At 46.8% G+C, this 18,665-nt stretch carries 14 protein-coding genes; 12 read left to right on the top strand and 2 right to left on the bottom strand.

What is annotated here, in order from left to right; genetic code table 11:
• Positions 1-51: 51 nt before the first annotated feature.
• The 5 genes from secD to B9N86_RS21995 all read left to right on the top strand — a co-directional run bounded on the left by secD (position 52) and on the right by B9N86_RS21995 (position 6,304).
• Complete coding sequence (secD, locus tag B9N86_RS22015; protein WP_208915271.1) at positions 52-1,302, top strand: protein translocase subunit SecD; 1,251 nt, start codon at positions 52-54, stop codon at positions 1,300-1,302.
• A complete protein-coding gene (gene secF, locus B9N86_RS22010; RefSeq protein ID WP_208915270.1) occupies positions 1,292-2,200 on the top strand; it encodes a protein translocase subunit SecF in 909 nt (302 codons plus the stop codon). Before secD ends, secF begins: the two co-directional genes overlap by 11 nt.
• Before the next feature lie 132 nt (positions 2,201-2,332).
• Positions 2,333-3,295: a cation diffusion facilitator family transporter gene (locus tag B9N86_RS22005; RefSeq protein WP_208915269.1), complete on the top strand. Its 963-nt coding sequence runs from the start codon at positions 2,333-2,335 to the stop codon at positions 3,293-3,295.
• Between the two features lie 58 nt (positions 3,296-3,353).
• On the top strand, positions 3,354-5,756 hold the full coding sequence (gene recJ, locus B9N86_RS22000) for a single-stranded-DNA-specific exonuclease RecJ (RefSeq protein WP_208915268.1): 2,403 nt from the start codon (positions 3,354-3,356) through the stop codon (positions 5,754-5,756).
• Positions 5,757-5,788: 32 nt separating this feature from the next.
• Positions 5,789-6,304, top strand: coding sequence for an adenine phosphoribosyltransferase (locus tag B9N86_RS21995; RefSeq protein ID WP_208915267.1), 516 nt, complete (start codon positions 5,789-5,791; stop codon positions 6,302-6,304).
• Between the two features lie 139 nt (positions 6,305-6,443).
• On the opposite strand, the gene uraA is transcribed toward B9N86_RS21995, so the two are convergent.
• Positions 6,444-7,763: a uracil permease gene (gene uraA / locus B9N86_RS21990; protein ID WP_208915266.1), complete on the bottom strand. Its 1,320-nt coding sequence runs from the start codon at positions 7,761-7,763 to the stop codon at positions 6,444-6,446.
• Positions 7,764-8,095: 332 nt separating this feature from the next.
• Here uraA and B9N86_RS21985 point away from each other — a divergent pair, with 332 nt between their 5' ends.
• The 3 genes from B9N86_RS21985 to B9N86_RS21975 all read left to right on the top strand — a co-directional run bounded on the left by B9N86_RS21985 (position 8,096) and on the right by B9N86_RS21975 (position 11,697).
• Positions 8,096-10,273, top strand: a complete 2,178-nt coding sequence (locus tag B9N86_RS21985; RefSeq protein ID WP_280175006.1) for a RelA/SpoT family protein — start codon at positions 8,096-8,098, stop codon at positions 10,271-10,273.
• A 117-nt stretch (positions 10,274-10,390) separates the two neighbouring features.
• Positions 10,391-10,834 (top strand): D-aminoacyl-tRNA deacylase, encoded by a 444-nt coding sequence (gene dtd, locus B9N86_RS21980; RefSeq protein ID WP_208915264.1) that lies wholly within the window; start codon positions 10,391-10,393, stop codon positions 10,832-10,834.
• 425 nt (positions 10,835-11,259) lie between these two features.
• Complete coding sequence (locus B9N86_RS21975; RefSeq protein ID WP_208915263.1) at positions 11,260-11,697, top strand: hypothetical protein; 438 nt, start codon at positions 11,260-11,262, stop codon at positions 11,695-11,697.
• A gap of 206 nt (positions 11,698-11,903) precedes the next feature.
• Here the strand turns inward: B9N86_RS21975 and B9N86_RS21970 are convergent, their stop codons facing one another.
• Positions 11,904-12,170 (bottom strand): hypothetical protein, encoded by a 267-nt coding sequence (locus B9N86_RS21970; protein ID WP_208915262.1) that lies wholly within the window; start codon positions 12,168-12,170, stop codon positions 11,904-11,906.
• 182 nt (positions 12,171-12,352) lie between these two features.
• On the opposite strand from B9N86_RS21970, the gene hisS reads away from it, so the two are divergent.
• The 4 genes from hisS (at position 12,353) to B9N86_RS21950 (ending at position 18,644) form a co-directional block, all read left to right on the top strand.
• A complete protein-coding gene (gene hisS / locus B9N86_RS21965; RefSeq protein WP_208915261.1) occupies positions 12,353-13,606 on the top strand; it encodes a histidine--tRNA ligase in 1,254 nt (417 codons plus the stop codon).
• A 46-nt stretch (positions 13,607-13,652) separates the two neighbouring features.
• On the top strand, positions 13,653-15,431 hold the full coding sequence (gene aspS, locus B9N86_RS21960; RefSeq protein ID WP_208915260.1) for an aspartate--tRNA ligase: 1,779 nt from the start codon (positions 13,653-13,655) through the stop codon (positions 15,429-15,431).
• A 71-nt stretch (positions 15,432-15,502) separates the two neighbouring features.
• On the top strand, positions 15,503-16,255 hold the full coding sequence (locus tag B9N86_RS21955) for a tRNA threonylcarbamoyladenosine dehydratase (RefSeq protein ID WP_208915259.1): 753 nt from the start codon (positions 15,503-15,505) through the stop codon (positions 16,253-16,255).
• A 205-nt stretch (positions 16,256-16,460) separates the two neighbouring features.
• Positions 16,461-18,644 carry a HelD family protein gene (locus B9N86_RS21950; RefSeq protein WP_208915258.1) on the top strand — a complete coding sequence of 728 codons (2,184 nt, stop codon included), beginning with the start codon at positions 16,461-16,463 and terminating at the stop codon, positions 18,642-18,644.
• Positions 18,645-18,665 lie beyond the last annotated feature (21 nt).

Below are 18,665 nucleotides of genomic sequence, written 5' to 3'. Positions count from 1 at the left end.
GCATGGCTATAATAGGAATATTGAGAAATAGAAAGGGGAACTAGGGACGGCATGAAGAGAATTATCAGTTTCATCGTTACCGTACTCGTGGTCACCGGTATCATGGTTGTAACGAGCCCAGGATTAATAAAAGACGTTCGTTTAGGTTTGGATCTTAAGGGCGGCTTTGAAATCTTGTATGAGGCACAACCACTGATAGAAGGTCAGCAGGTGACAAAAGAAGCCCTGCAAGAGACCGCTAAGAGTTTACAAAAACGCGCAGACGCATTGGGAACGACTGAACCGGAGGTAACACCGGAAGGGACTAACCGAATTCGTCTAAAGGTCGCAGGCGTAACTGACGAGGCAGAGGTCCGCAAGACGATGAAAGAACCAGCGAACCTTACGTTCCGCAGTAACGACGGTTGTAAAGAGGGAGAAGAGTTTTGTAAAATTGAGCTTCGGGGTAACGATTTTGTAGAAAACGGAGCCTCTGTGGTCTACGATAACTTGAATCAGCCTATGATCGACATCAAGGTAAGAGATAAAGCTCAATTTGCTGAAATCACAGAACGCCTTCTTGGACGAGAACTTGCTATCTTTATGGATGACGAGCTGCTGTCTGCTCCGACGGTACAGAATGTATTAACAGACGGCTCTGCACAAATTACCGGCTCATACTCGATTGATGAGGCCAAAAAAATTCGCGATACCATTAACCTTGGCGCACTTCCGTTGAAACTGACGGAGAAATACTCTCAAAGCGTAGGCGCTACATTGGGGATGGAATCTCTTACTAAAACTTTAGAAGCGGGGTTAATTGCTTCTGCGTTAATCCTGATCTTTATGATTGGTATGTATCGTATTCCAGGTTTGCTTGCCAGCTTTGCGCTTATTTTGCATACTTGGCTCCTTATTCTGATTTTCGTTTTAGCTAACTTTACACTAACCTTGCCTGGTATTGCCGCATTTATTCTGGGTATCGGGATGGCAGTTGACGCCAACATCATCACTTACGAACGTATCCGCGAAGAAATGCGCAGCGGTAAGAGTATCGCATCATCCGTCAAAGTGGGTGGTAAATCCTCATTCCGTACAATTATGGATTCCAATGTAACGACAATTATCGTTGCAGCGGTTATGTTTGGATTTGGTACAGGTGCTGTCAAAGGCTTTGCGATTGTGCTTATCTTGGAGATTATCATGAGTATTGCCACGAACGTATACTTCTCCCGTTTCTTGCTCAATCTGCTAGTTAAGATCGGTTGGGCTAGCAAACCGAAGCATTTTGGCGTAAAGGAGAGTGACATACGTGCACTTTAAAAAATTTAACTTTGTAGGTGCCAGCCGGTATTTCTATACATTCTCCATTATTCTTACCATTGTGGGTGCGATTTTCCTTGCTTCGGTTGGTCTGAATTACGGTGTTGACTTCCGTTCCGGCTCTAATGTGGACATTACTACATCCAAGACGCTTACTGTGGAACAACTCGAACCCATTTTGAAGGAAGCGGGTATTGGAGAAGATGCAAGCATTACACCGGGTAACGATCGGGTGAATATCCGATTCAGTCAGGTGCTGACTGAGCCTCAGGATCTAGCTTTGAAGGCTGGTATTCAAAAGCTGGACAAGTCAGCGTCAATGGAGGTAAATACGGTTGATCCTGAGATGGCGAAAGAATTAGGGCTAAATGCAGTTTATGCAGTGCTGCTGTCTTGTGTCGGGATCATCATTTATGTAAGTATTCGCTTCGAATGGCGTTTTGCCATTGCTGCGATCATAGCACTATTGCATGACGCCTTTGTCGTTATCAGTGTGTTCTCGATTTTCCGCTTGGAAGTGAATATAACTTTCATCATCGCTATTTTGACGATCATCGGTTATTCCATTAACGATACTATCGTTATATTTGACCGGATCCGTGAAAATATGCGTTTCGCTAAGCTCAAAAAGCATTCCGATCTCGTTGAGCTGGTCAACCGGAGCTTGTCTCAAACGATTGCCCGCTCCTTGTATACTGCGCTGTCGGTATTTATTGCGGCGTTCTTCATGCTCATACTTGGCGGCGAGTCAATACAGATGTTCTCACTGGCTATCGTTATCGGTCTGCTGTTCGGTGCGTATTCCTCGATCTTTATTGCAAGCCCGCTGTGGCTGCTGCTGAAGGGTAAAAATGTCGGAAAACCTAAAGCCCCGAAGCCATCTAAAGCAGATATCTAAGATTGGCAGTAAGGAATATGTGTTAAAAGGTCAGTTAACATTTATTAAAAATGAAAGCCGCGTCGTAGGCGACGCGGCTTTCTAAGTTATCGGTGTATGGCTGCTATAGAGCATATCTGAGGGGGGCCTCATGTGAATAACGAACGCTTGTCTCATACAGATACAGCTGTTTGGACCGGAATTATAAGTGATTTTACTGTGGCAATTGGAAAAGGAGCTGCCGGGTATTTCTCTGGAAGCAGAGCTCTTATGGGTGATGCACTGCATTCAGCGGCTAACGCAGCCACATTGCTTGCGGACCGTATACCTTGGTTTAGAGGACGGAAGCTATCTAAAGGTAATGGGATGAGGTCTTCGGGACAACAGGCTGAACCTTTTATCTCTATCTTATTTTCGGTAATCATATTAATGAGCGGACTTCAAATTGCCGTATCTGCCTTAAAGGATCTCTCATCTGGAACACCGGAGGCTCCGGGTCGGTTGGCACTTATAGCTGTATTAGTATCGCTCGCTGTGAATCAGGCTGTTTTTCAATACCAGTATCGTCAGTCCAAGAAAAACAATGACCGCCGGTTTGAAGTCCACTCTGAAAACTATCGATTCGGTTTATACTCTTCGTTAACTGTCCTGATCAGCGTGTTCCTCACGATGGCAGGAGCATATTTTGAAATGCAGGCTCTGTTATATATGGATTCCATTGCAGCACTTATCGTATCAGGGTTAGTGCTCAGAAAGGGTTATATTCTTATTGTTCGTTCGGTGTATGGTACTTTGCCGGAGGAACCTCGTCACGAGAAGTGCGCCGATTATCTCGATACTATACAGCGCGTCCATGGCGTCATCACAATCGAAGATTTAAAGGTGCAGGAGCATGGACAAGTGCGTCAGATAAGCCTCGATGTGAAGGTCAGTGTGAATCCGCGTATAACCGTCTGGGAAGCTCATGAGATTGCGGACAGGATTCGAAAGCTGCTGCTGCACCGATTTATACATGTTACGGAAGCGAACGTGAGTGTAGTTCCTTACGAGCCTGGCTATCCATACAAATCGAATTATGATTTGATGGACAACGATCTGCCGACATTACCACAGTAATTGTACATTAGGACAAACTGGCAAAGCGGTATGGAAGCAGGAAGAAAGGTGAACTATTGTGCTGTATTCCAAATATGAATGGCGAACGCTTTCGGCTGATGCAGAGATATCTGGGCAGCTCGCAAAAGAACTGTCGGTCTCTCCGCTGATAGCCTCTTTAATGGCCGCCAGAGGAATCACCTCTCCAGAGGATGGGGAGCTGTTTTTAAACGGAACTTTTGATCTCACACATGATCCGTTTCTAATGCTCGGCATGAACGAAGCGGTCCCTCGAATCCGCAAAGCGCTAGAAGACAAAGAGCATATATTAATTTACGGGGATTATGATGCAGATGGTGTATCCAGCACCTCGCTTATGATTTATTTAATGCGACACCTGGGTGCCTCATATGATATTTATATACCTCATCGTTCCAACGAGGGTTACGGACTTCACAATCATGCGCTCGATTGGGCACACCAACAGGGTGTAAGTCTTGTAATCACTGTAGATACAGGAATAAGTGCGGTTGAACAAATAGCTTATGCGAATGAGCTTGGTATGGATGTCATTGTAACCGACCATCATGAGCCACCTGAGCAGCTTCCTGATGCTTACGCGCTTATCAATCCGAAAATATCGGCCTGTCCTTATCCCTTTAAGGGTTTAGCTGGTGTAGGTGTTGCTTACAAGTTAGCACAGGCTCTTGTGGGAACTCCTCCACAGGAATGGCTTGAAATTGTAGCTATTGGGACGATCGCAGATCTTATGCCACTGGAAGGTGAGAATCGTATACTGGTTAAAAACGGACTTTTGTCGATGAGACGGACCCGATTCGCTGGTATACGAGCTCTTCTTGAGGTTGGTGGGGTAAATGTGGATCAGGTAACTGCCGTTAATGTGGCATTTGCCATGGCACCAAGAATTAATGCTAGCGGTCGACTCGATCATGCTGGAAGAGCCGTAACCCTTCTAACGACAGATCATCAGGATGAAGCTGAGCGGCTCGCATGGGAACTGGATGCTCTGAATAAGAACCGCCAGCAGGTCGTGGAGCAGATTGTACAGGAATCGATGGATATGATTCAAAGACGCTGGGGGTATGATCAGCTACCTCCGGTCATTGTCCTGGCCGGTGAAGGTTGGAATGTCGGTGTGGTGGGCATTGTAGCTTCCAAAATACTAGAGCGCTTTTACAGACCGGTTGTTATACTCGGGATCGATCCGGAGACCGGCAATTGTAAGGGGTCAGCTCGCTCTATTCCAGGATTTGATATCTACGAAGCGCTAAACTCCTGTAAGGACGTTATGCATCACTTTGGCGGACACCCAGCTGCAGCAGGAATGAGTCTTCACATGGATAGACTGGCTGAATTCGAAGAAGGTCTGTGTTCATTTGCGGATGTCGTGTTAAGGGAAGAACACTTTATCCCAGTTTATCATGCGGATCTGGAGTGCTCTATTGCCGATGTTCCGCTTAAGGTCATTGATGAGCTCGAGATGCTTGGACCTTTTGGTATGTCCAATGCGGTGCCGAAAATGGTCTTTCGTGGTATGGAAGTGATGGAAGTACGTAAAATGGGCAAAGAGAACAAACATTTAAAGCTGCGTTTTCACCAGAACGGTGACCGGCTGGATGCTGTCGCATTTGGATTAGGCCATCTGGCGGATGTGCTCCCGGAAGGGACGAAGGTAGACGTGTTGGGAGAGCTTTCGGTGAATGAATGGAATGACAGCCGGAAGCCGCAGCTGATGATACAGGACATGAGTGTGCCTTATCAGCAGGTGTTTGACTACCGCGGTATGAAAGAGCCTATAATCGAGTTGAAGCGGTTGAGAGAGATTTTAGAGCCTCATTTAAACTACTCTGCAGCCCGTTCGGCTGTCGTATTTGCACAAGATTCACATGATGCTATAAAAAGTCATTTGTATGATATGTCCCTTTGGGTATATGATAGGAATGCTGGCATTTTGCCGATGAATCCAGTCGCGGAAAAAGGCGGCTGTGAGTCAATTTCTGTGTTGTTTGTTTTGGACGTACCGGAGTCACCGGGACAGCTTGATTCTTTGTTGTCATCGTTCCGCTCCGTGCCTAATATATTTTTGCTGCATCCGATCCGTAGCAAGCGAGATCAACTGCAAATACCGACTCGGGATCAGTTTAAAAAGCTGTATGTCATGCTTGCCGGTCTAGGCTCAAAGCCGATGTCCGAAAACGAAGTAATCACTCGGATGAACAGACAGTCAGCACTTTCTCAGCGGATGCTTCTGAAAGTGCTGGATGTGTTCGAGGAACTGGTGTTCATTGAGCGTTCCCAAGGTATGATTACATTTGTAACGAAGCCGGATAAAAAACCGCTTGATGCTTCCCGTCATTTTAGGGAACTGAGTGAATTAGCAGAGATGGAGCAGCATTTGCTGCACGCAAGCACCGCGCAATTAACCCATTGGATGATGGCCCGTTCAAAAGGTGCATCGTAAATGACAGTCATCTGACTTAGGAGGAGATTTATTTGGATTTTAAGGATTATATTCGCGTTATTCCGGATTTCCCGCAGCCGGGAATCAGCTTTAAAGACATTACAACGCTGCTTAAGAATGGTGAGGCCTATCGGAGTTCAATCAATGAATTGAAAAAGATGGTGGAACATCTTAAGATCGACGTTATCGCTGGTCCAGAGGCACGCGGTTTCGTAGTAGGAGCCCCGCTTGCTTACGCGTTGGGTGTAGGTTTTACACCGATCCGCAAGAGCGGCAAGCTGCCTTACGAAACGATTGAAGTAGGGTATGATCTTGAGTACGGAAAAGATAAACTGGCTATGCATACCGATGCCATTGAAAAAGGACAGAATGTTCTTATTGCCGATGATCTGCTCGCTACAGGTGGAACGATTGCGACCTCAGTAAACCTGGTTCGCCAACTGGGCGGCAATGTTGTTGGAGCGGCGTTTATGATTGAGCTTACAGAGCTTAACGGTCGTGACAAATTGCAAGGGATAGATGTATTTACACTTATGCATTACGAATAAGCACCATCACATTTCAACGGATTTTTCCCGGGAAATAATAACAATGTCTTACAACAAACGAAGAGGCGTCCCAGGTCAATAGACCTTTTGGGACGCCTCTTTTGTATTGTTACACCAGTACATGCATAAGAACTATTGATTAATCTTGGATTTTTTCAACAATAGGTTGCTCGTCCGCCTTTTCATTGGAGAGCCCCGAAATTTCAAACAATTTAAACAAGATAGCCAGGACCATGCCCACAAGTGTAGCAAGTGCCATCCCTTTAAGCTCTACGTTACCAAATTTCAATGTGATACCACTAATTCCGACAACCAAAACGAGTGTGGCCAGGATCATATTGCTTGCTTTGGAGAAGTCGACACGCTCTTCAACAAATATACGTAGACCTGATGCTGCGATTACACCGAACAGAAGCATCGACACGCCCCCCATAACCGGTCTTGGTATGTTAGCGATAACAGCAGAGAATGTACCCGAGAAAGACAGGAAAATAGCGATCACGGCTGCTCCGCCAATAACGCGTACGGAGTAAACCTTTGTCAGCGCCATAACGCCGATATTCTCACCATAGGTTGTATTCGGTGTTGATCCAACAAAGCCGGATAGAATAGTGGAAATACCGTTTCCGAGAAGAGAACGGTGAAGTCCGGGATCCTTGGATAGATCTTTGCCAACGATGTTGCTTGTTACGAGCAGGTGGCCAATATGCTCAACGATTACGACGATTGAAACCGGGATAATCGTGAGAATGGCGGCCAAATCCCACTCCGGAGTTATGATCGTTGGTTTGGAGAAAAAGCTTGCTCCGGTAATTTTTTCGGTTTCAACGATGCCCATTGCAAAAGAAAGTGCATAACCTGTAACGATACCGATCAGGATATGGATAATCTTCGGGAAACCACGGAACAGGATAGAGCCGAAAACAGTAACACCTAGTGTTACAAGGGAGATGGTGATAGTGGTCGGGTCCATAGACCAAGTTGCGGCTTCAACTGGATCGCTTGGAGGAAGAAATCCAGACATATCAGCTGCGACCGGAACGAGTTCCAGACCGATCATGGCAATGATTGCACCCATTACAGCTGGCGGGAATACAAAGTCAATCCAGCGGGTGCCGGCAAGTTTGATGATCAGGGCAATCAGGCAAAAGATAACACCAGTAACGATGAACGCCCCTAGCGCTTTCCCATAGTTCTCGCCTGGGTTATCTTTGAGCACTAGACCGACCGGTGCGAGGAAGGCAAAGCTGGAACCCAGATAAGCGGGGATCTTCCCTTTACATAACAGAATATAAAGCAGGGTACCGATTCCGTTCATCAACAGGATCATTCCTGGATCCACACCGAAAATATTCGGCACAAGCACGGTGCTCCCAAACATGGCGAACAAATGCTGCAAGCTTAGCAGGAACCCCGGGCCAAACGGAATTTTCTCATTCACTTGAATTTCGCGTTGCAAACTAATTCACTCCTCAAGGACTTTTTAATCATTACATACCGTTCTTTCATGATCTTTAATAGATTAAATACAATCGTTTTTTTTTTCAACTACATTTTTTTCGATTCGTCAAAAAATACAGCACCTTACAAATATTGTCGAAGTATGCCATTGAACATGATTAAAATTAGCTATGAACCTTGATGTTAAAGCGCATTGACCATCCGCACAGTGTTGACGTGAACCGCCGTAAGCGTCATAATAATAGAAATAACATTCGATGAGGGAACCTGCACGTTTTGACAAAGGGCGGGTTTTATTTTATATACGAAATGAAAGAGAAAGGACTCAGAATGGGCATAGAGCGATTACTCGAAAAGGCTGGCGCCTATATTAAAGAACCCGATCTTCTCCGCATCCAGGAAGCATATGAATTTGCGGAGCAAGCCCATCATGGACAGGTGCGGAAATCGGGAGAACCTTATATTCTTCATCCGCTCGCGGTAGCCGACATCGTTGTTAACATGCAAATGGACACGTTGTCTGTTATTGCTGCGCTGCTGCACGATGTCGTTGAGGATACAACCGTTTCCTTGGAACAGATCCGTGAGAAGTTCAGCGATACATGCGCCATGTTGGTAGATGGATTAACGAAGCTGGAACGTATTAAGTTTGGTTCTAAGGAAGAACAGCAGAACGAAAACTATCGTAAAATGTTCATTGCGATGGCCAGGGATATCCGTGTTATCGTTATAAAGTTGGCAGATCGTCTTCATAATATGAGAACACTGAAGTACCAATCTGAGGAAAGCCAGCGGCGTATTTCACATGAAACGCTTGAGATTTTTTGTCCCATTGCCCACCGTCTTGGTATTTCAGCGATCAAATGGGAGATGGAGGATATAGCACTCCGTTATCTGAACCCGCAGCAATATTACCGCATTGCCAATCTGATGCATAAGAAACGTGCGGAGCGGGAGCAGTACATTGATAACGTTATTGACCGGATCCAGGAAAAGTTGGACGAGATGGGTATTCAGGCCGATCTGTCCGGCAGACCCAAGCACATTTATAGTGTCTTTAACAAAATGTCTGTTAAAAACAAGCAGTTTAACGAGATTTATGATCTTCTTGCCATCCGGATTATTGTAGATAACATCAAGGATTGTTATGCGACATTAGGCATCATTCACACGTTGTGGAAGCCCATGCCGGGTCGGTTTAAAGATTACATTGCCATGCCGAAGGCGAATATGTATCAATCACTGCATACAACGGTGGTGGGACCGAATGGGGAACCGACTGAGGTACAAATACGAACTGTTGACATGCATCGCACGGCGGAATACGGTATTGCGGCCCACTGGGCGTACAAGGAAGGTTCTGGTGGAGCAGGTAACTTTGATAATAAAATGACCTTTTTCCGTGAGATTCTGGAGCTACAGCATGAAGCGAAAGATGCTTCGGAATTTGTAGAGTCGCTTAAAATGGACTTTTTCTCGGATTTGGTATTTGTGTTCACTCCAAAAGGCGAGGTTATCGAGCTTCCTGCGGGATCCGTTCCGCTTGATTTCGCTTACCGGATTCATACAGAGGTTGGTAACCGGACGATCGGAGCTAAGGTGAACGGGCGGATCGTTCCGCTGGATCACCAATTAAAGACCGGGGACATCATCGAGATTCTGACTTCGAAACATTCCTACGGTCCGAGCCAGGACTGGCTGAAAATAGCTCAATCTTCCCACGCGAGAAGTAAGATCAAGCAGTGGTTTAAAAAAGAAAAGCGGGAAGAGAACGTGGAGAAGGGCCGAGACATGCTGGAGCGGGAATTGAAGCGTCTCGGTGTTGAAGTTTCTGAGTGGATGAGTGACGACAAACTGATTGAGGTTGCCAAGAAGTTTGCTTTTAATGATATTGAGGATATGCTGTCGGCCGTTGGCTTCGCAGGAATTACAGCAGCCCAGATTTGTACCCGCCTGACCGAAAAGCTTCGCAAGGAGCAGGAGGAAGCAAATTTTCTGGAGCTAACGTCCGAGATGAAAGAAATCAAGGCTCCACCGGAGAAACGGAGCCGTCCGACCAACGGTGTCCGAGTTAAGGGGATCGATAATCTGCTGGTTCGTTTTGCACGGTGCTGCAATCCGGTTCCAGGAGATGATATTGTCGGTTATGTTACCCGCGGCCGCGGTGTCTCCGTGCATCGATCGGATTGTGCGAACCTGCCTGCAATCGGTGATGGTGAGGAAGCTGCGCGTGTTATTGAGGTTGAATGGGAATCGACCGTAGAAGCCAATTATAGTGTTGATATTGAGGTGACCGGTCACGATCGTAATGGATTGCTCAATGAAGTGCTTCAGGCCGTATCGGAGAGCAAGACGAATATTTCGGCTGTAACAGGTCGATCGGACAAAAATAAGATGGCTATGATCCACATGACCATTCTGATTCGCAACACGGACCATCTTCATTCGGTAGTTGAGCGAATTAAACGTGTGAAGGATGTCTATACTGTTCACCGTATTATGCAGTGAATTGATGTATTGAGGTGAAGCGCGTACGGCCGCATTGCCGTACTTAAATATGTACGCGGTCTGGCTTCCCTGTAAAGGAGGCTGGCCGCGATTTTTTTATTAAGGGGTCTGATATCCATGAAAGTCGTTATCCAGAGATGTAAGAATGCCCAGGTTACCGTGAATGAAGAGGTTGTAGGCCGCATTGGTGAGGGGCTTATGGTGCTGGTTGGAGTAACACACGAGGATGAAGAGAAAGATGTCAAATATTTGGCGGATAAAGTGGCTGGACTGAGAATTTTTGAAGACGAGCATGAGAAAATGAATTTCAGCGTACAGGATATCGGTGGAGCGATTTTATCCGTCTCCCAATTCACTCTCTACGGAGACATCCGTAAAGGGAAGCGACCGAATTTCATGGCGGCGGCTAAACCGGACAAGGCTGAAATGCTATATGAGGCTTTCAACCGGGAACTGGCGGCAAAGGGGCTTCAGGTGGAGACCGGTGTGTTTGGGGCAATGATGGATGTTTCTTTGACCAATTGGGGTCCGGTCACTATAATTATCGACAGCCGTAATTAATTTGTGTTTGTTATGTGAAGACGCATAGGTTAAAGATATCTGGACATGCTGTGAAACAGAGATGTTTGTCGGAATCACTGCATAAAGGAGTTTTTAACAATGCGACAATCCCCTAAATCCGCTGGTTGGAGTTCTTTGTTACTATTAGCCTCTGGTTCTGCGCGAGAGACAGAGAACATAAATCGTTCCGTTGTGCTCCCTGTGGATCCGATATGGAAGATGGACGTAAAAGCGAGTGATCGGGTCTTTTTGCCGAGAACGTAGAAGAACGGACTTTACTATTATAATTACTTAAAGCTGCCAACTTGGCGGCTTTTTGTTGTTGCCTCTGTATGATTAAAAACACTGTTATAAAAAATGCACAACAGGGTAATAAGAAAACGAGGACGTAAGTGAAAGGAGACATGAAAAAAGGAGGAATGGACATGTCTAAACAAATTCAAGCATATTTCAGAACTGAGGATGAAGCGGAAGGTGCAAGAATGACGCTTATAACTTACAAAACCGAAAAACTGGAAGTCGGACAGCTTCAGGAGGCGGTAGGTAGAGGTACCAATATTTTGGTGCCGCTAGTGCCGTTGAATGCGGCAGGTTTGGGCGGTTCCACTACTGGAACGGGATCGGTCGGCGGTGTGGCTGGAACCGCGGGTGCAATCGTGGGTACGCGTGATGTTACTGACCTCGAGCGGTCGGAGGATGCTCCTGCCTCTGAATTTGATGAGTGGGTGGATGCAGCGGACTTAATCGATGCGGATTACAGGGAACTAAAGTATGTGTTGTCGGCCAAGGTTAATGATACGGACTATGAGGATATTGTTCGGATGCTTCGGTCTAACCATGCATATGTTGAGCGGTTCGACTAATTGAAAAGATATCGCTTTCACACTTGTAATATAACTGTAATGTTTGTATCATGTTTCTTTAATATAAGCTGTTTATAATAACAGCATGACCCCCTTTTTTATATATGTTTTGGACCTACAACATCGGTTTGTAGGTCTTTTTCTTTTTCACGAGGGGATTTCGTTGAGTTTTTTTTCTTGACTTTAATGCGGCGGTTCATTACAATCTAAAAATATAATGTTTTGGATATATTAAAAATAACGATACTGATTCGATGACGGGACCAAGTACTCCATCCCCACATGACCAGAGAGGAATCCCCTTGGCTGTAAGGATTCCCTTGATGAGTGGACGAATGACCTCCTCGAGAACAGACGGCGAATGACATACCGGTTGCACCGGTGAATGTTTCCAGTAGCCGTTCTGCGCAGCCGAGCGTTATCCGGTTGAAAGCGGAGTAATCCATACAGTAATTTTTGACATTACTGTTCATGTTGGATGATCCGGAATGTGGGTGGCACCACGGGAGATTTCAGTTTATGACAATCCCTCGTCCCAGTTGTTAATACAACAGCTGGAACGAGGGGTTTTTTAGTTTTTTCAAGAGAAATTACATAGCAGTCGGGAACGTCTACCTTGATGGAATCGGTCCCGGACTAATTGGAGGGATGAACGATGGCAAATATCAGATTTGAGAAACCGACAGGTACACAGGATTTCTTGCCGGGCACGGTCGAGAAATGGCAGTTTGTTGAGGATAAGGCCAGAGATTTATGCCGCCGCTACAACTACCGAGAAATACGTACGCCAATCTTCGAGCAGACGGAGCTGTTTGAGCGTGGAGTTGGTGAGACGACGGATATTGTCGAGAAAGAAATGTACACGTTTATGGACAAGGGTGACCGCAGCATGACACTTCGTCCAGAGGGAACAGCCGGTGTAGTCCGGGCATACGTGCAAAACAAATTGTACGGTGAGCCTGATGTTACCAAGCTGTATTACATCGCTCCGATGTTCCGTTATGAGCGCCCTCAGGCAGGCCGCTACCGTCAGTTCCATCAGTTCGGTGTTGAAGTGTTCGGAACGGCTGATCCTGCTGTGGATGCGGAAGTTATTGCATTAGGGTACTCATTCACGAAAGAACTGGGTCTGCAGGGTGTAAAGGTGGAGATTAATTCGGTCGGAACCCCAGAAGTGCGGGCAGCTTATCGTGATACTCTGCTTTCCTTCCTTACGCCGATGAGAGACAACTTGTGTTCAGACTGTCAGTCCCGGATGGAGCGGAACCCGTTGCGTGTATTGGACTGTAAGAAGGACCAGGATAAGTTCGCTGGAGCGCCATCGATTCTGGATAGTCTGGATGAAGAGTGCAGCACTCATTTTGAAAAGGTAAGAGAATATCTGGATGCCATGGGCGTTGAGTATGAGATTAATCCACGTCTTGTCCGTGGACTGGATTACTACACACATACGGCATTTGAATTCAAAGCTCAAGGCATTGGAGCTATCGATACCGTAGGTGGTGGTGGCCGATTTAACGGTTTGGTAGGGGAAATCGGTGGACCGGATCAGCCGGGAATCGGCTTTGGCATCGGGATGGAGCGGATTTTGCTTATACTTGAAAATCAGAAGATTGAGCTAGAAGCCGTAAAGCCGCTCGATGTGTATCTTGTAGCATTGGGTGATGCAGCAGAACAGGAAGTAACGAAGATTACTTACAAACTGCGCAGCGCAGGCTTCTCTGCAGAACGTGATTACCTCGGCCGTAAAATGAAAGCACAGATGAAGTCAGCTGACCGTCTACAGGCTCGTTATACAGCGATCCTTGGTGATGACGAGTTGTCCCGCGGTGAAATTGCTCTGAAATCGATGGAAACCGGCGAACAGCGTACCGTAAAGCTAGATGAATTGCATAAGGAATTAAGTTAGCCTGCCGTATTCGGCTTAATTATAAATAAAGGGGTATGATGAAACCATGAAAAGGACACATCATTGCGGTCAATTAACGACCGCCAACATTGGAGAAACCGTGACGTTAAACGGCTGGGTACAGACCCGTCGTGACTTGGGAGGCGTACTCTTCATCGATCTGCGCGACCGCAGCGGAATTATGCAAGTTGTATTCAATCCGGATTTCTCCGGAGATGCACTGGCTATTGCGGACAAGGTTCGCAGTGAATATGTACTGGCCGTATCCGGTACAATCGTGAAACGTGCTGCTGAAACCGTAAACCCTAACCTTCCTACAGGGGAGATTGAAGTTCAGGTTACTGAAATCGAAGTGTTAAACTCAGCAAAAACACCTCCGTTCTTTATTGAAGACGGTGTGGAAGTTGATGAGCAGCTTCGCTTGAAGTATCGCTATCTGGACTTGCGCCGTCCTGAAATGCAGCAGACATTGATGCTTCGATCAAAAGCGTCTAAAATATTCCGTGATTTTCTTGACGAAGAAGGCTTTGTTGATGTCGAAACACCGATTCTTACAAAAAGCTCACCGGAAGGCGCACGTGATTACCTAGTGCCAAGCCGCGTGCATGCAGGCGAGTTCTTTGCACTGCCGCAATCCCCGCAACTTTACAAACAGCTGCTCATGGTAAGTGGCGTTGAGCGTTATTACCAGATTGCACGCTGCTTCCGTGACGAAGACCTTCGTGCTGACCGTCAGCCTGAATTTACACAGGTCGACATTGAGACCTCGTTCATGGAACGTGACGACCTGCTGAACATGATGGAGCAGCTGATGGTTCGTCTGTTTAAGGAAACTATAGGAGTTGAGCTGGCAACACCGTTCCAGCGCATCAGCTACGCTGACGCTATGGGTAAATACGGTTCAGACAAGCCGGACCTCCGTTTTGGCCTTGAACTGATCGAGATGAATGATATCGTAGCTTCCAGCGGTGTAAAAGTGTTTGCTTCCGTCATTGAAAAAGGCGGAGAAGTGAAATGTTTGAACGCCAAAGGCTGCGGTACTTGGACTCGTAAAGAAATCGATGATCTGGGTCCATATGCCGCACGTTACGGAGCTAAAGGCCTTGCTTGGATTCAAGTGAAGGAAGGCGAATTTAAAGGCCCTATCGTGAAGTTCTTTAGCGAGCAGGAGATTGAAGCGATCAAAGAACGTACTGGAGCAGAAGAGGGTGACCTGCTGCTGTTCTCCGCCGATAACAAGAAAGTTGTGGCTGATGTGCTTGGCGCACTTCGTCTCAAAATCGGACGCCAGCTCGGCTTGATCAACGATAATGAGTTCAAGTTTGCATGGGTTCTGGACTTCCCGCTCTTGAGTTATGACGAAGATCAAAAGCGTTATGTGGCAGAGCATCATCCGTTTACCCGTCCAAAGGATGAAGATCTGGAGTTAATGGACACAGACCCGCTTGCAGTTCGCGCACAAGCTTATGACATTGTATTGAACGGTTATGAAGTGGGCGGCGGCTCCATGCGGATTTATAAGCGGGATATTCAAGAAAAAATGTTCGCTGCGCTGGGCTTGTCTCCTGAGGTAGCCAATGAGAAGTTCGGCTACTTGCTGGACGCTTTCGAATATGGTACTCCACCGCATGGCGGAATCGCATTCGGTTTAGACCGTTTGGTTATGCTTCTGGCAGGACGCACGAACCTGCGCGAGACGATTGCATTCCCGAAAACAGCAAGCGCTACGGATCTTCTTATGGATTCTCCTTCCATGGTTGATGGAGGACAGTTGGAACAGCTCCATATCAAGCTTGCGAAAAAACCGGGTGAAGATAAGAAGTAATAAATTTCAGATCATTATTGGGGGAAACGGCTGCATTCCAGCCGTTTCTTGCCTGTTAGGAGGTTGTTAATATGCTGCATCAGTTTTCCCGGACAGAACTGGCAATCGGGCCTGAAGGCCTTGAAGTTATGAAAAATAGTACAGTAGCGGTACTCGGCATTGGCGGGGTCGGCTCTATTGCAGTAGAGGCCCTTGCTCGCACCGGGGTCGGCCGTATTATTCTGATCGATAAAGATGTTGTTGATATTACAAATATTAATCGTCAGATTCATGCGTTGACAACAACGGTCGGTCAGAAGAAAGCGGATCTGATGGTAGAACGGGTGAAGTTAATCAATCCAGAATGTGAAGCAATTGCGCTTAATATGTTTTACACCGATGAAACCTATGAAGAATTGTTTAAATATGATCTGGATTATGTGATCGATGCATCGGACACGATTATATATAAAATCCACCTGATTAAGGAATGTCTGAAGCGCGGTATTCCGATGATCTCCAGTATGGGAGCCGCCAACAAAATGGATCCGACTAAGTTTCAGGTTGCTGACATATCCAAAACATCAATGGATCCTATTGCCCGGGTTATCCGTACAAAGCTCCGGAAGGAAGGCATTAAGAAGGGGGTTAAGGTTGTATTCTCTCTGGAAGAGCCGATGAAGCCCCGCCAGGATGTCACGGACAAAATTGTGCCTGAGAATGCGCCAGAAATCCGCAAGGCCAAACAGCCTCCGGCAAGTAATGCATTTGTGCCTCCGGTGGCAGGCCTCATTATGGTCAGTGTTACAGTTAAAGAGCTTCTTGAAAAGGCTGGACTATCTTAATAAATGAGGTTTTGACTTTTAAACCATAATGGACGCAATCCGCTGTAAAAGCGGATATTGCGTCCTTTTATCGTTTAATATAAGCTGCTGCCTGAAAGGTCTGTAGTATATTGATACGAGTTGTGCTACAATGAATATCCTTTTGTGTCACGAATGCCTTAAACGGCGGCGATGCAGAAAAATATTTCTTAGGAGGTAACTGAAATTGACGGACTCTTTTCAAAGTGCCTATCAAGAAGAAGAGCTGAGACTAAATGAAGCGATCGCCGAGATTGACAAACAGCTTGAGCGACTGCAAAGCATTCCGGTGTATACCGGGCATGATTTCACAGAGCAGGTACTCGAAGCAGGGCGTGAAGATCGACGTCAGGCTTTGAAGAAAAGCCAGCCTGAGCCTTATTTTGGCCGGCTTGACTTTCAGGAAAATGGTAAAGAGGAGCAAGCCCCGCTCTATATCGGTAAGGTCGGATTTGACCGGGAGGAAGCCAGTGAGCATCCGATGGTTATCGATTGGCGAGCACCTGTTGCTAGCCTGTTCTATTCATTTACAGGTGGCAGTGATCCCGCCTCATATGAAGCGCCTGAAGGTCTGGTCGAAGGCTTGGTATACTTGAAACGAAATGTCGTTATCCGCAAGCAAATTCTGGAGCGTGTATCCGATACATACAACCGTGAAAGCGGGGGTCCCGCCGTGTCGGACGAATTTCTCGTCTACCGCCTTGGTGAAAACAAGGATAACCGGCTTAGGGATATCGTATCTACGATTCAGGCCGAGCAGGACAAAATTATCCGCGCGGCCAAGAACACGGCCCTGATCATCCAAGGGGTAGCAGGTAGTGGAAAGACAACTGTGGCGCTGCACCGTTTGGCCTTTTTACTGTATCAGTATAAGGAACAGGTTTCGGCGGAGAAGATGATTATTTTTGCTCCTAACCATATGTTCCTGGACTACATATCCGATGTGCTTCCTGAGCTCGGTGTGGGTGATATTCAGCAGCGGACGTTTGCTGATTGGGCATCCGAACTTCTGGATGTAAGCATGACGCCTAGTGATGCATCGGAAACACTTGCCTTCTGGTTCGAGACAGATACGGGGCAGGGAACTCCAGATATTAACGATGATGTCCGCGGTCGTTATAAAGGCTCTCTTAGACTGATGAATCTGATTGAACGCTGTGTTGAGCAGCTTGAACAATCTGCGCTGCCAGAGGGAGACTTTTCGCCATGGGATGGAGCTGTCCTGCGTCGTGAAACGATAGCTGAGTGGTTCAACGAAGAGTATAAACCGTATCCTCTTGCCAAGCGGAAAGAACGGGTCCTTGCCCGACTGCACCGATGGGTAGAGATGGAACTGAAAAAGTCGCCTTCTCAGGCCGTTATGAAGGAGCGAAAGAAAAAAGCCGCTGGGCGGGAAAAATCCTATGGAAGCAAGTGGCCGAAATTCGAACCGCTAGTGCTGTATAAGCAGTTGTTTGGCGCTGCCAAAATAAACGGACTGTGGTCTGAGGAGTTTGAGTCAGAAATTCCGAGTGAAGTGTTGAACTCCACCCGTAAGGATCTGAAGAAAAACGTAGTTCGGGAAGAGGATCTTACACCGCTGCTTTATTTCCATTGTTTGATGAATGAAATTACGGGTGAACAGAGATTTGACCATATCGTCATTGATGAGGCACAGGATTTCTCTCCGTTCCAGGTTGCACTTCTGGATCGCTTCGTAAGGGGGCATTCCTTTACGATATTAGGAGATCTGTCGCAGGGTATCCATGCCTACCGGGGCGTTCATGCCTGGGAAGAGATGAGTACATTATTTGAACCCGAGAGCAGAGCCTACTTTGCATTGACGCGAAGCTATCGCTCTACGATGGAGATTATAGAATTTGCAAATGGCATACTGGAAAAAGGTGTGGGGAGTGATCTGCTTGCCGTGCCTGTCTTCCGAAGCGGAGATGCTGTACGGCTTGTACGCTATAACGGGGCCGCTGACAGAGAGAAGGATCTCCGCCGTGCACTGCGTCATCTCCTCTCGAAGGGGAACTACCGGACCGTTTCGATCTTGACGCGTACACTCCGGGAAGCGAAGGAGCTCCACGAACTGCTCGCGACCGAGTGGCCTGAACTTCATTTGATAGATGGAAGCAAGCAAACATATCAGGGGGGGATATCTGTGCTTCCGGTATACCTCTCCAAAGGACTCGAATTTGATGCCGTTATCGTTGCCGACGCGGACAGCGCTCACTATGCGGAAAAAGCATGGGACGCCAAGCTCATGTATGTTGGCTGTACGCGTGCATTGCATGAGTTATGGCTGCTGCATGGGGAACAGCTTCCTTCCTATGTCGTGCCAGAACAACCTGAGATCGCATCTCAGGGATGGCCGGATGGTGTCTAATTGTTAGGTTTGGCTACCTAA

The organism is Paenibacillus uliginis N3/975 (genome assembly GCF_900177425.1).
Taxonomy (GTDB): Bacteria; Bacillota; Bacilli; order Paenibacillales; family Paenibacillaceae; genus Paenibacillus_AQ; species Paenibacillus_AQ uliginis.
This window is presented reverse-complemented; position numbering and strand designations above follow the sequence as displayed.

What these genes read in the sequence shown, in the direction of transcription:
- secD (WP_208915271.1), top strand. Translation starts at nt 52, where the DNA reads ATGAAGAGAATTATCAGTTTCATCGTTACCGTACTCGTGGTCACCGGT.
- B9N86_RS21985 (WP_280175006.1), top strand. Translation starts at nt 8,096, where the DNA reads ATGGGCATAGAGCGATTACTCGAAAAGGCTGGCGCCTATATTAAAGAA.
- dtd (WP_208915264.1), top strand. Translation starts at nt 10,391, where the DNA reads ATGAAAGTCGTTATCCAGAGATGTAAGAATGCCCAGGTTACCGTGAAT.
- B9N86_RS21975 (WP_208915263.1), top strand. Translation starts at nt 11,260, where the DNA reads ATGTCTAAACAAATTCAAGCATATTTCAGAACTGAGGATGAAGCGGAA.
- B9N86_RS21970 (WP_208915262.1), bottom strand. Translation starts at nt 12,170, where the DNA reads ATGAACAGTAATGTCAAAAATTACTGTATGGATTACTCCGCTTTCAAC.
- hisS (WP_208915261.1), top strand. Translation starts at nt 12,353, where the DNA reads ATGGCAAATATCAGATTTGAGAAACCGACAGGTACACAGGATTTCTTG.
- aspS (WP_208915260.1), top strand. Translation starts at nt 13,653, where the DNA reads ATGAAAAGGACACATCATTGCGGTCAATTAACGACCGCCAACATTGGA.
- B9N86_RS21955 (WP_208915259.1), top strand. Translation starts at nt 15,503, where the DNA reads ATGCTGCATCAGTTTTCCCGGACAGAACTGGCAATCGGGCCTGAAGGC.